11 protein-coding genes and 1 pseudogene are annotated in these 12,840 nt (G+C 46.1%); 1 reads left to right on the top strand and 11 read right to left on the bottom strand.

Features of this window, described 5'->3' with window-relative positions; genetic code table 11:
- Nucleotides 1–35: 35 nt before the first annotated feature.
- The 5 genes from rpoZ to dapF all read right to left on the bottom strand — a co-directional run bounded on the left by rpoZ (nucleotide 36) and on the right by dapF (nucleotide 2,915).
- A complete protein-coding gene (gene rpoZ, locus T525_RS0109915) occupies nucleotides 36–251 on the bottom strand; it encodes a DNA-directed RNA polymerase subunit omega (protein WP_037325604.1) in 216 nt (71 codons plus the stop codon).
- Nucleotides 252–253: 2 nt separating this feature from the next.
- Nucleotides 254–868: a guanylate kinase gene (gene gmk / locus T525_RS14940; protein WP_037325603.1), complete on the bottom strand. Its 615-nt coding sequence runs from the start codon at nucleotides 866–868 to the stop codon at nucleotides 254–256.
- Nucleotides 868–1,119 carry an extracellular matrix/biofilm regulator RemA gene (gene remA / locus T525_RS0109905; RefSeq protein WP_027407081.1) on the bottom strand — a complete coding sequence of 84 codons (252 nt, stop codon included), beginning with the start codon at nucleotides 1,117–1,119 and terminating at the stop codon, nucleotides 868–870. The genes gmk and remA overlap by 1 nt, the downstream gene beginning before the upstream one ends.
- A gap of 15 nt (nucleotides 1,120–1,134) precedes the next feature.
- The gene (locus tag T525_RS0109900; RefSeq protein WP_027407080.1) at nucleotides 1,135–2,013 is read right to left on the bottom strand and encodes a YicC/YloC family endoribonuclease; all 879 of its coding nucleotides are present in this window, start codon (nucleotides 2,011–2,013) and stop codon (nucleotides 1,135–1,137) included.
- Nucleotides 2,014–2,075: 62 nt separating this feature from the next.
- Nucleotides 2,076–2,915, bottom strand: a complete 840-nt coding sequence (gene dapF, locus T525_RS0109895; RefSeq protein WP_027407079.1) for a diaminopimelate epimerase — start codon at nucleotides 2,913–2,915, stop codon at nucleotides 2,076–2,078.
- A 241-nt stretch (nucleotides 2,916–3,156) separates the two neighbouring features.
- Here dapF and T525_RS0109890 point away from each other — a divergent pair, with 241 nt between their 5' ends.
- Entirely contained in the window at nucleotides 3,157–3,990 is an 834-nt protein-coding gene (locus T525_RS0109890) for a deoxyribonuclease IV (protein WP_027407078.1), read from the top strand.
- Here the strand turns inward: T525_RS0109890 and T525_RS0109885 are convergent.
- From T525_RS0109885 to T525_RS16635, 6 genes and pseudogenes are all read right to left on the bottom strand, one after another.
- On the bottom strand, nucleotides 3,945–7,655 hold the full coding sequence (locus T525_RS0109885; protein ID WP_037325602.1) for a dynamin family protein: 3,711 nt from the start codon (nucleotides 7,653–7,655) through the stop codon (nucleotides 3,945–3,947). The two genes, T525_RS0109890 and T525_RS0109885, sit on opposite strands and share 46 nt — an antisense overlap.
- An 11-nt stretch (nucleotides 7,656–7,666) precedes the next feature.
- Nucleotides 7,667–10,189: a primosomal protein N' gene (gene priA / locus T525_RS0109880; protein WP_027407076.1), complete on the bottom strand. Its 2,523-nt coding sequence runs from the start codon at nucleotides 10,187–10,189 to the stop codon at nucleotides 7,667–7,669.
- Between the two features lie 165 nt (nucleotides 10,190–10,354).
- A complete protein-coding gene (locus T525_RS0109875) occupies nucleotides 10,355–10,933 on the bottom strand; it encodes a hypothetical protein (RefSeq protein ID WP_027407075.1) in 579 nt (192 codons plus the stop codon).
- Between the two features lie 15 nt (nucleotides 10,934–10,948).
- Nucleotides 10,949–11,500: an adenine phosphoribosyltransferase gene (apt, locus tag T525_RS0109870; protein WP_037325601.1), complete on the bottom strand. Its 552-nt coding sequence runs from the start codon at nucleotides 11,498–11,500 to the stop codon at nucleotides 10,949–10,951.
- Nucleotides 11,501–11,600: 100 nt separating this feature from the next.
- The gene (locus T525_RS0109860; protein ID WP_027407073.1) at nucleotides 11,601–12,149 is read right to left on the bottom strand and encodes a DJ-1 family glyoxalase III; all 549 of its coding nucleotides are present in this window, start codon (nucleotides 12,147–12,149) and stop codon (nucleotides 11,601–11,603) included.
- Nucleotides 12,150–12,636: 487 nt separating this feature from the next.
- Nucleotides 12,637–12,840: pseudogene (locus T525_RS16635) on the bottom strand (IS110 family transposase); the annotation flags it as partial.

The following is a 12,840-nucleotide window of genomic DNA, read 5'->3' as shown; positions in this document are numbered from 1 at the left end:
TTATTTAGTAATTTTGCAAAAAAAGCAGTTTGGACTTATTTAGTGGTGTTGCGCAGACGCTTATAGGTAATCTTGCCCTCGTAAATTTCCTCAAGAGCGTTGGTAACGTCCCTGATGGAGGTACGCTCAGCAGTCACCTCATGAGTGCCGTCCATAATGTCACGGGCACGCTTTGCAGCAAGGGAAACAAGTGTATAGCGGCTGTCTACCTTTGGTAATACCTGGTCTAAAGATGGGGTTACAATATCCATGATCAAATCTCCTTTTGGCTCTTTAATTTATCTAAAATTTCAATATTTAAATCAGTGCGATGTCTTTCTGCCTCGATGATGTTGGTGATTTCCTCGGCAGCGATATCCACTGTTTTATTGACTACCACATATCTGTACTGACGGCCAATTTCAATCTCGGCAATGGCTGAGCCAAGACGGCGCTTAAGGCTTTCATCGTCCTCAGTACCACGTCCGCAAAGGCGTTTTTTCAGCTCCTCCAAAGATGGAGGCACAAGGAAAATAAACAGCCCGTCCGGACACTTTTCCTTTACATTCATGGCCCCCTGGGTATCTATTTCCAGAATGATGTCGATGCCCTTGGCCCTCTGCTCTTCTATATGCTTAAGTGGGGTGCCGTAGTAATTGCCGTACACATTGGCCCATTCCAGCAGTTCCCCGTTGTTTATCATGGCTACAAATTCTTCCTTGGTGTGGAAGTAGTAATTTACACCATCCTGCTCTCCCGGGCGGACAGCTCTGGTGGTGGCTGAAACGGAATAGGCAATATCCGGGTTCATCTTACGAACGACCTCGCATACTGTGCCCTTGCCAGTTCCTGATGGTCCTGAAATAACAATCAGCAGACCTTTACGCATTAGTCCTTATCCTCCTCGTCAAATCGGTGTGACATGGTATCCGGCTGAACTGCCGAAAGTATCACATGACCGCTGTCCATAATGATAACAGCTCTGGTTCTGCGGCCGTATGTGGCATCCACCAGCTGGCCCCTGTCCCTGGCCTCCTGCATTACCCTTTTAATAGGGGCGGATTCGGGACTTACCATGGCTATTACCCTGTTGGCTGACACAATATTGCCAAAGCCAATATTTATAAGCTTTATATTCATAAATAAGCCACAACCTTACTCAATGTTCTGGATCTGTTCGCGGATCTTCTCGATTTCGCATTTTACGTCCACAGCAATCTGGGCTGCCCCGGTGGAATTTGCCTTGGAAGCCACAGTGTTGATTTCGCGGTTCATCTCCTGAATCAGGAAGTCCAGCTTGCGGCCCACGGGCTCATTGGACTTGATGATGGTTCTGAACTGGTCAAAATGGCTGTGGAGCCGCACAACCTCCTCGGTGTAATTCACCTTGTCGGTATATAAGGCAGTCTCCTGGATAATGCGGTTTTCGTCAATATCCTCCTTGGCCAGATACTGCTCCAAAAGGGTTTCCAGCTTCTGACGATATGCCGCCACAATCTCAGGGGCAAGCTTCTCCAGCTGGGAAACGAAGCCCTCCAAAGTGTCGATACGGGCCAGCAGATCGGTCTGGATATTTTCACCCTCATGCTCACGCATGGCCACCAGATTCTTCATGGCCTCCTCAACAGCAGCCAAAATTGCAGGACCGGCCTCGTCCAGCTCACTGGCATCGTCCTCCACCTTAAGAACGTCTGGAAAACGGGCAATGTCCATGGCAGAATATGGTCTGTCAGTACCAATCTGCGAATTTATGGCTTTCAAAGCCTCGCTGTAGGCAGATACAAGGCCCTTGTCCACGGTAATGGATACGGCCTTGTCCCGAAGATCACGGAAGCTGACGTTGATGTCAAGCTTGCCACGGGAGGCGTACTCCTTGATTTTCTTGGTAATATCACCCTCGAAACGGGCCAAGGTGTGATGCATGTGGAAATTTATTTCCAAATAACGCTGGTTAACGGTTTTTATTTCAACATGAACCTTGAAAGAATCATTTTCAAAATCCCCGGCCCCAAAGCCGGTCATACTCTTTATCATGGTTAACTCCTAAATATTAAATATCGGCGGTTCAAAACATTAAAAATGGGCGATTTTAAAACTTAAATATCGGCGACCCCGGAAAATACTTCCTCTGCAGGGCCTGTCATATACAGATGGTTGTTTTCAGCCCACTCCACCTGCAGCTTGCCACCGTCCAGCTGGATTTCAGCCTTTTTGTCAGCAAGGCCGTTTAAAACAGCAGCAGTAAGGGTTGCACAGGAACCGGTGCCACAGGCCAATGTTACTGCGGCTCCCCGCTCCCAGACCCTCATGCGAAGGTGGGATTTGTCCTTAATCTCAACGAACTCAGTATTTGTCTTGCGTGGGAACTTCTCATGGGCCTCAAAGAGAGGGCCATATTCATAAATCGGGAAGCTCTCCGCATCATCCACAAATACAACGCAATGGGGATTCCCCATGGATACACAGGTCATCTTGAAATTCTTGCCCTTTACGGTGATGGACTCACTGATAACCCTGTTCATGCCAAAGCCCTGTACCGGGATTTTGTCCCCCTCCAGAATTGGCTCACCCATATCCACACGGACCTGGCTAACAGAGCCATTTTCCAAAATCATCCTTGGCACCAGAATCCCCGCACCTGTTTCCACGGTGAATTCCTCTTTGGCCACAATGCCCTTTTCATAAACGTAGCGGGCAAAGCAGCGAATGCCGTTGCCGCACATTTCCGCCTCACTGCCGTCAGCGTTGATAATACGCATGCAGATATCAGCCTTATCAGAAGGAAGCACCAGCAGGATACCGTCGGCACCAATGCCATAATGACGGTCACATAATGCCTTGGCAGCACCGATATAATCCAGCTCCGGCTCCTTTAAACAATCAATTAAAACAAAATCATTACCCGTGCCCTGAAGCTTGGTAAAATTAAATTTCATTATCCTTTCCTCCCCAACTAGCATAGGAGTTTGCAGTCTACACACCAATATATTCTATCATATTTTTGGGCATTGTAAAATATATCTAAATATAAAATAGGAACCATGAACAACAGCACGTGTCATTCATAGTTCCCTGTAACAGGAATTGTAATTTTAGAATAGTTTAAATACAATTAAAACATAATTAATTTAATAGCTTGCATGGAATAAAAAGGTACTAATCCAAGGAGGAATAATCATGCTACATATAGGTTGTCACTTGTCAGCAGCGAAGGGATATCTCGCCATGGGAAAGGAAGCGGAGGAATTGAAGGCCGATACCTTTGCCTTCTTCACCCGTAATCCCCGGGGCGGCAAGGCCAAGGACATTGACCAAAATGATGTGTCATCGTTTCTTGCCTTTGCCAATGAACATAATTTTGTAAAGCTGGTGGCCCACGCACCCTATACCATGAATTTATGCTCCGACAAGGAGAATATTCGCAGCTTCGCCCATGATATGCTTTCTGATGATCTCCGGCGCATGGAAGCTACCCCGGGAAATTATTACAACTTTCACCCCGGCAGTCATGTGGGACAGGGTATCGAAAGTGGCATTGAAATGATTGCCACTGAGCTGAACAACGTCATGTTTACTTCCCAATCCACCACGGTACTTTTGGAAACCATGGCGGGAAAGGGCTCTGAAGTTGGAGGAAAATTTGAGGAGCTTCGGGCTATTATCGATAAAGTTGAGCTCAAAGATAAACTAGGCGTATGCCTTGATACCTGCCATGTCTGGGACGGCGGTTACGACATCGTAAATGATCTGGAGGGTGTTTTGGAGGAATTTGACCGCATTATCGGTATTGAACGACTGAAAGCAATTCATCTTAATGACAGCCTGAATCCCTGTGGCGCCCATAAGGACCGTCACGCCAAAATTGGCGAGGGGCATATTGGACTTGAGGCACTGACAAGGGTTATCAACCATCCAAAACTGCGGGAGCTTCCATTTATCCTGGAAACACCAAATGACCATGATGGCTACGCACGGGAAATAGCATTGCTCCGTGACAAATTCAAAAGCTGATTATACACCTGCTCCAGCTCTGCAATATCAAGGCCGCCGTCAAGGGCTTTGATATTTGTTTCCAGACGCTCCTTCAGGCGTTTGTTGAAGCGCTGGCACACCTTGTCATAAAGGCCGCAAAGGGCTTCTGTCTCCTGACTAAGAAGCTTGGATTTTTCAGTTTCCAGATACTCATCTGCCATGTTAGAGAGGATAATTTCCATTTCCTCCGCCATAATCTTGGAGGCACCCTCCTCAAAGAAGTCCTTAGGATTCTTGTAGATGGAAAGGGGCTTGGTGAATTTTTCACGGCCCACACCCACAAAGGCCTGCTGGAAATTCAGCTGATTTTCATAGCTGTATTCCTTAATTGATAAGGTAAACTCATTGCTGATCTGGGCAAGACGCTGGTTTGTATGCTCCTGAAATTTCAGCAGTGAATTTTTAATGTAATTGTCAGTTCTGAGACTGGTGGCTCTCAGCTCCTGGGCCAAATCAAAGCCAATGCTTTCAAGAAGCTGGTCAAGGGCCTCTTTAAGCTGTTCATTGGAATTGCCCCCGGACTTTAAGGTGGCAGGGTTAAAGGACTCACGGAAGAAATCAAGATATCTGAGGAAAACCCTCTGCTTAACGTAATAAATAAGCTCCGAGGCCTCCTGCTCCAGTCCCTTCACCAACTCAGTATTGCTTAAATCCGAAAGCAACTGGCCAATTTTCTCCTTAAAATCCTTTAATTCAGCCAGCCGCAGCTCTTTTTGGGCACTGTCGCTTTTGCTGATATTTATAAGGTCACTGATGCGCTCCACCGCCTTGTCAAACTCCTGACGGGCGGCAGAAAGAGCTATATCATTTAGGTCCTTGACAACAAAATTATAAAAGGCATTTTCAAATTCTGTTGGTGTGGTATTGCCGGCCTCTCTTTCCTCCAGAACCTCCTGGGAGGAAAGGGCAAAGAGCTGTGGCTTTGCAACACCGTAGGATTTTAGCTGACGACGTACGTAATTTACCACGTGATCCGCCTCATCCTGATCCTCAGCCAGATCGATGGCATTAACGATAAAGAACATCTTGTCCAGCTGGAAGGAATCCTTTACCCGGCCCATCTGGATAATAAATTCCCTGTCCGCCTTGCCGAAGGCATGGTTATAGTAGGTTACATAAAGCACCACATCAGACTGGCGGATAAAGTTAAAGGACATATTGGTGTGACGGGCATTAATGGAATCAGCACCCGGTGTATCCACCAGGGTTATTCCCTTGGCTGTAAGAGGGCAATTATAATAAACCTTAATCCAGTCCACAAAGCAGGACTTGTCCTCCTGGGCAGCGTATTCACCAAAGCCCTTTAAATCACTGGCAAATACTGAGCCCAGCTTGCTTTCAACAGCCTCAAAGCCAGCTATAAAGGCCCTTAGGAAGGATTTTTCCTTCTGATGGGTGCTGCCCCCCTTGTTCATGGCCTCTTTGGCAAGGCTTTGAGCCTCTTTTAAGCTTGCAGGTGACATATTAAAAGGCTTAAATGCCCTTAATAAATCATCCAGCAGCATCCTTTCGGACTTCAGCTTAATATCAACTGTGCCATGAGGGTGAGCCTCATCTACAGGCAAAATCATATTAATGGCGGCGGTGGTTGGATTTGGGGATACGGGCAGTAATCTTTCTCCCAGCAGTGAATTGGCAAAGGAGGATTTTCCCGCACTGAAGGCACCAAAGAGGGTTACCAAAAAGCCTTTATTATTAAGGCGTTCTGCCCTGTCCTGCAGCTCCTGGGCCATCTGGCCAACTCCCGGAATTTCCCCTATAAGCTCAGCTCCCTTACGGAGTCTGAGGGACATTTCCTTTAATTTTTCAGTACCAGAGGCATTGAAAATATCAAGCTGTTTGGAGGCTTCATTTTTAAGGTCGTTGGAATTTATTTCCTCACCTTCGGCTTTTACGCCATCTGCTATGCTATCCTTGTCCGCATTATTATTTAAGGAACCCTTATTATTTAAGGAATTCTCAGAATCTAAAGCTCTTTCAGGAGCCACTATTTCCTCATCGGGAATTTCCACCTTGGAAATATCAGCAATATCATCACTGGTTTCCACCATTTCCCCATTGGCCAGCATATCCCCCAGTTCCTTTGAAAGACGGGACATTTCAGCATCCAATGAGTCCATGGTGTTCCAAGCCCTATGATATTCCTCCAGCTCCTTCAGACGGTAATTAACCACTTCCATACGCTGATTTCTGTGGTCATTCAAAAGCCCAGCAAATATATTCTTTATATCTGTGGCCTTACTGCGGGCCACATTTTTTATTCCCTCGGCAAAATTAAGGGTATAGTTCATTACATAGCTGCCGTCCTGGGTCAGCTTTGCCCCTGAGCGCATGGCTTCAGTAAGGAGCTCCTCTGGAGGCAGAATCTCCAATGACTGGATTTTCTCCTGCAGCTCCTTATTATTCACATTATGCTGGCGGACAAAATCCAGCAAAAAGGTCTTTAAATGCCACTCAATCTGAGTCTTGGCCTTTTCGGAGGCATCATCAAAGAAAATCTGCTTTCTCCGCTCCAGCTCAGCCTCAGTTTTCTTGCCACGGCCAAAGAAGCCCACCTTAAAGGAAGGCTGGCAGGCCTCCAGATAATCCCTGGCCAGATCACGGGTATAAGTTGGCATCAGATAGGCATTATCCAAAATTTTGGCGATTCCCGCCTTATACGTATCCTCCCAGTCCTCACCCAGAATATTCTGCTCCTGGGAAAGGCTGTCATATTCCTTGCGCATGAGCTGAAGCTTATCCTCTGTTATTCCCTCAAGAAGGGCCCCGGCTTCCTTTTTCCGTGCAGCGGAATCCTTTTCGACGGCCTTAATATATTCGGTAATAATCCTGTTCAGAGAGGCATAAATGGAATCCTCCAGATTATCATTGCGATGGGCAATCTTATCCTCCAGAAGTGCCATGAGCTCATCATACTGATTGTGGGCAGCATCAGGATATTTGGCAGATATAAAATAAACGCCCCTTGCCTTTACTCCCCAGCCTTCAAAGGCCTTGTAAACAGAATTTTTGAAGGTTTCAAAGGACAGCTCATTTTCACGGTGCTTATCTATCTGATTAATTACCAGATAAACCTCCTTGCCGGCCTTTGTGAGATCTCTGGTAAAGGAGAAATTCAGCTCCGACTGAACGTGATTGTAGTCCATTACGTATAAAATCATGTCCGCCAGATGAATGGCGTCCTCAGTAACCATACGATGGGCATCATCAGCGGAATCAATGCCCGGGGTGTCCATAATCTCCACTCCTTCGGGGATATGGAGGCTGGAATAACTCAGCTCAATACAGGACACTGCATCGCCATCACGGCAGTAGCTCTTAACCAGATCATAATCGTATGGTGCCAGATATTTCCGGGGCTTTCCCTTGCTGAAAAACACCCGGGCATAGTCCTCCCCCTTGTACACCTTCACCAGATTGGCAGAGGTGGGAATTGGGCTGGAGGGCAGTATATTATCACCCAAAAAGGAATTGATGAGTCTGGATTTGCCCGCAGAAAAATGCCCCGCAAAGGCAATACCGTACTTCTTGTCAGTGAGCTTCTGGGCAAGATGACGCACATGGTTCATATTGCGGGTATGATTTATATTTTTAAAGTAGTCATAAGCTGCTGCCAGCTTGTTTTCCAATAATTCTCTGTTCATAATTGCTCCAATCAGGACGTGGTGATAGGGTCAATATCTATCATTACATTCATGTCGCGGTGTAATCCCTGGGCCCGGAGAAATTCATTTACCGCCTTTAAATCATCGGTTTTTATCATCATGGAAAATCTGTGGACCCCCTTGAATGTAGGAATCAAGGCAGGTGCCGGGCCGATAATCTGATGATGCCTTGTATAACCGAAATTATTTAGGAAATTATCCTTTATATTTTGGGCCTGCTGACGGGCGATTTCCGGCTTTTCATTGTGTACAATCAGCTTTACTATACGGCAAAATGGCGGATAGAAAAGGCTCTCCCGCAGCTTCATTTCCTCGTTATAAAAGGCCTGATAATCCTGCTTTATACCGCTTTGCACTGCGTTATGCTCAGGGGAATAGCTCTGGACTATTACTTTTCCCGGAATATCCCCCCGGCCTGCACGGCCCGCAGTCTGGGTTATGAGCATGAAAACCCTTTCTGCCGCACGAAAATCCGGCATATTAAGGGCCGAATCAGCACTTATTATCCCCACTGCTGTCACATTCGGAATATCATGGCCCTTGGCCACCATCTGGGTTCCCAGCAATATATCAAATTCCCTGTTGCGGAAGCGTTCAATAATATTTGTATGGCCAAATTTGCCCGTGGTGGTATCCCTGTCCATGCGGATTACCCTGGCCTGGGGCACCAAACTCCTCAGCTCCTGCTCCAGCTTTTCCGTTCCGGATCCGAAATATTTGATATAACGGCTCTCGCATTTTGGGCATACATCCGGCACTGGCACTTTGATATCGCAGTGATGGCACATGAGCCGCTTATCCTTATGATACACAAGGGGCATGGTGCATTGCGGACACTTTATAACCTCACCGCAGGAGCGGCACATTACAAAGGTGGCAAAGCCACGGCGGTTCAGCATAATTATCATCTGCTCCCCCTTGGAGATAGTGTCTTCAATAAGAAGGCGCAGCGGGTGACTGATAATATTTCTCCGCCCCTTTTTCAGCTCCTGGCGCATATCCACGCAGGCCACCTGTGGAAGGGGCTTGTTGCCGATTCGGTTTGGAAGCCTCAGCATGGTACACTTGCCAGTCTGGGCTCTGTGATATGTCTCCAATGAGGGAGTGGCACTGCCCAAAAGCAGCGGTGCCCCATAAATCTGGGCCAGCTTGTCTGCCACAACTCTGGCGTGATAACGGGGAGACTCATCCTGCTTATAGGAATTATCCTGCTCCTCGTCCATAATAATCAGCCCGATGTCATCAGCAGGGGTAAAGAGGGCGGAACGGGCACCAATTATAATCCCCGCCTCACCACGACGCACTCTTAATACCGCATCATTTCGCTCGCTGATGGAAAGACGGCTGTGAATAACGATAATATCTTCCTCAAAATAGCTCTTAAAGGCCTGTACCACCTGGCCTGTCAAGGCAATCTCAGGAACGAGAACCACCACTCGGCGGCCCATTTTACGCACCTTTCTGGCGGCTTCAATATACACCTGGGTCTTGCCGCTGCCAGTGACCCCATAGAGCAAAAATTCCTTGTATAGCTTGCCATTTATGGCTTCTTCAAGGGCATCTATGGCCTTTTCCTGCTCGGTGGTAAGCTCTATATCCTTATGCTTAAGACTTGGGGCATCATAGCTGTTACGGAAAATTCTGCGCTGTTCCTTCCGCAAAACGCCTGCTTCTGTCAACGCTTTTATGGTGGTAGGAGAAACATTTTTAGTTTTTAATTCCTCTGCTGTTATGTAAACCTTAGAATTCAAGTCGACTTCACTATTTAAAGCTATTTCACCAGTTGGGGAGCCATCTCCAATTAAGGATTTTTCCCCCATCTGATGGTTCATAATCAGCTCCAAAGCCTTCTTCTGGGCAGGCTTTCTGCTATATTCTCCCAGAAGCTCCTCTGTTATTTGAACCAATGGCAAATAAACAGTCTCAAAGGCGGCCTTGGCCTTATTGTCAGCATTGTATATTCTTTTTATAACCTTGTATTGCAGGAGCTTTTCCAGAATATTATCAAGGTCCTGGACAATGTCCTCATTACCGTCAGCTATGAGCTGGTCCCTGATTTCCCCTTTTTTGACTGCTCCCGCTGCCATAATAGCCTTATAAACCGTGCTATAGGACTGAACCTGCAACAGAACGCTGTCCCCAGCATCAGCCACAGCCTCGTAGGCCAGCTGTATATGGGCACCGCTTTTGCCGGGAATAAAGAGGCGCATCATTTCCCCCACGGAGCAGAGATAAAAATCCGCCATCCAACGGGCAGCCTCAATTACCTCATGGGTAAACCAGGCCTCCTCGTCAAGAGTGTCCTTTATTTTCTTAAGCTTAAAATCTCCCTTGATACTGTCTTCAGCCACATTATTTACAGACACAATAAAGCCTTCAATTGACCTGCCCCCAAAGGGCACAATAACCCGCCAGCCCTCTGTGAGAAAGCTCAGATGGTCTGGAACAATGTAGCTGTACGCCTGGGATATGCTTTTTATGGGAATGTTAATATAAACCTCAGCCAGTATCACAATATCAGTCCTTTATCCATTAAAAAAAATGGAACTATACGGGCTTTTATTAGCCCTTATACGAAATTTAGATTTAATAGTAAAAAGGGACTGTAGAAAAACAGTCCCTTATAAAAGTCTTCCCCTTGGGGGAAGATGTCCGAAGGACAGATGAGGTCATCATCCTTAAAAATGAATGCTTTCCACCATTTTATCCGCAGCCTTCTCGTAATCCTCATCATCGGCCTTGTAGGAAATGGTAATGCACCAATGCTCATCTCCCTTAAAGAAGGAAATGAATCTTGTCTTAATTTTTATGTCGTTGCTGGTGCCGTCCAAAACAGCCACCTTGGCGGGCTCCCCGGCAACGGTGGCATCCTCAAACTGCCCCCCAGTGGCCTTGCGCTTGCTCTTATATGTCTTCAAAAGCTCCTCGGAGAATTTATTAAGGTCAGGCTTAAATTCTGAAGCAGTAAATGCCTTGTACTTGGCCCGATCATAATGAATGCTCATTACAGTAACATCAAAATCACTGTTATGCTCCACAGATGTACACATGGTGGTACCATTTGGAAAGGTCTTGGGAGCCATTGGATTTCTGAAGTCAAATGGCAAACTAATGGTGAGAGTCCCGGCATGACCGTTGACACTGACATCGTGCAGCTCAATATTCTTGGAGCCACAGCCAGCCACCAGAACACTAAATACCATAACAGACAGGGCCGCCACAAATGCCATCAGCTTCTTAAAACTTATAACTGACATAAAGCTGCTGCCCCCTTAATCCAAATCGTACTGAAGCATGGACATAACCTTAATGCCATTATTTTCGAGCTTCTGACGTCCGCCGAGAGTTGTAAGCTCCACAAAGAATACAGCAGCGCTTACCTCACCACCAACCTTTTCAATCAGCTTTGCAGCAGCAGTGGCAGTACCGCCGGTGGCCAGCAAATCATCCACAATAAGTACCTTCTGACCAGCCTTAATGGCATCCTTATGCATCTCAATGGTATCGCTGCCATATTCCAGATCATAGTCAACGCTTACCACCTCAGCAGGCAGCTTTCCCGGCTTGCGGATTGGCACAAACCCCACATTCATAGCCGCAGAAAGGGCAGCACCATAAATAAAACCACGGGATTCCAGACCCACAATCATATCAATATTCTCATCCTTCACAAGGTCCTTCATATAATCCAGGGTCAGTCCAAAAGCCTTGGCATCCTTGAGGGTAGTGGTAATATCCACAAATTTGATACCCTCTTTTGGGAAATTATCCACCAGACGGATGTGGTCCTTTACGTAGTTTATGTCATTTGCTGTTAAGCTCATCAGAAAAATACTCCTTATAGTTTAATAATTAAATTCACAAACCATATTATTATAACCCAGCTGTTCAATTTTTTCTATATCATAGAAAAAACTTCCATTATCAATCAAGATACAAACAATCCTTGCCTACCTCAACAGCAGTTTCCTTGTCCTTAAGGAGCTCAATCATCTTAAGGGCAAAGGCAATGGAGGTACCAGGACCGCGGCTGGTAATAATGTTACCGTCCACCACAACCTCATCGGTGCAGGTCCTGCCGCCCTTCATGTGATCCTCAAAGCCAGGATAGCAGGTGCAGCGCTTGCCCTCAACCAGTCCATTGTCCCCCAGAACTGAAGGAGAAGCACAAATAGCAGCCACCCACTTGCCTGCTTCGTTAAATTTTTTAATGATAGCAACCACTTCCTTGCTGCCACCAAGGTTCAGCATACCGTTCATTCCCCCTGGCAGCACAACAATGCCGTAGTCATCTGCATTCAAATCAGAAAGAAGGGCATCTGCCTCCACAGGAATATTGTGGGCACCCACTACTCTCTTATCATTATGAATAGATGCAGCAGTCACCTCAATGCCCCCACGACGGAGGAAATCCACCTGAGTAATGGCCTCCACTTCTTCAAATCCATTGGCAAATAAAACTAATGCTTTCATGTCTGTATCGCTCCTTACATAAAAAATACAACAACGTTATTCATATTATACCATAAAGAGCCGGTATCCTTGCATACTAAAAATAACAGATATGTTTAACTCCGATTTTTCTTTTCCTGTGGAAAAGAAAAATTTGAACAATTGCGTTATAACGAGCTTTAAGATGTCCCCCACCTCTTTAGATGGGGGAAAACAAACTACAACAGCTGGCGAGCATATCTCCCAGCTCGTTGAAACGCTAGTTGGAAGATTTTTCTTCTAAAGAAGAAAAATTTGAACAATGGCGTTATAATAATATTTAGTTAATAGATTTCATTAAAGATTTCGCTGTTCAAATACTTAAAATATAACGGAGACCAGCTATGAAAAGTCAAGTATGGATTAGCTGGAATTTGTAAAATCCTTTTTGTAGCAAAAATGGGTAACCTTAACAAGGCTCCCTGGTGGGTGCTTTTTACAAATCTATGATGTTGGGTATCCAGATCTCTTAGTCGAGGTTAAATTCTACATTGTCAGTCATTATCTTCCAGATAATCCTGACGAGTTTGCCTGCACAATGCCCGAGGGCGTTATAGTGTGAGCGGCCTTCAGCCATCTTGGCATCATAATAAGCCTTGAAGGTGGCATTGTTTTTAACAACGTTATGTGCTGCGTTTATAAGAGCATACCTGAGGACTGTGGATCCACGCTT

Source organism: Anaerovibrio sp. RM50, from assembly GCF_000622005.1.
GTDB lineage: Bacteria > Bacillota > Negativicutes > Selenomonadales > Selenomonadaceae > Anaerovibrio.
This window is presented reverse-complemented; position numbering and strand designations above follow the sequence as displayed.

Excerpts from the sequence above, each read along its gene's own strand:
- rpoZ (WP_037325604.1), bottom strand. The coding sequence starts at position 251 with ATGGATATTGTAACCCCATCTTTAGACCAGGTATTACCAAAGGTAGAC.
- gmk (WP_037325603.1), bottom strand. The coding sequence starts at position 868 with ATGCGTAAAGGTCTGCTGATTGTTATTTCAGGACCATCAGGAACTGGC.
- remA (WP_027407081.1), bottom strand. The coding sequence starts at position 1,119 with ATGAATATAAAGCTTATAAATATTGGCTTTGGCAATATTGTGTCAGCC.
- T525_RS0109900 (WP_027407080.1), bottom strand. The coding sequence starts at position 2,013 with ATGATAAAGAGTATGACCGGCTTTGGGGCCGGGGATTTTGAAAATGAT.
- dapF (WP_027407079.1), bottom strand. The coding sequence starts at position 2,915 with ATGAAATTTAATTTTACCAAGCTTCAGGGCACGGGTAATGATTTTGTT.
- T525_RS0109890 (WP_027407078.1), top strand. The coding sequence starts at position 3,157 with ATGCTACATATAGGTTGTCACTTGTCAGCAGCGAAGGGATATCTCGCC.
- T525_RS0109885 (WP_037325602.1), bottom strand. The coding sequence starts at position 7,655 with ATGAACAGAGAATTATTGGAAAACAAGCTGGCAGCAGCTTATGACTAC.
- T525_RS0109875 (WP_027407075.1), bottom strand. The coding sequence starts at position 10,933 with ATGTCAGTTATAAGTTTTAAGAAGCTGATGGCATTTGTGGCGGCCCTG.
- apt (WP_037325601.1), bottom strand. The coding sequence starts at position 11,500 with ATGAGCTTAACAGCAAATGACATAAACTACGTAAAGGACCACATCCGT.
- T525_RS0109860 (WP_027407073.1), bottom strand. The coding sequence starts at position 12,149 with ATGAAAGCATTAGTTTTATTTGCCAATGGATTTGAAGAAGTGGAGGCC.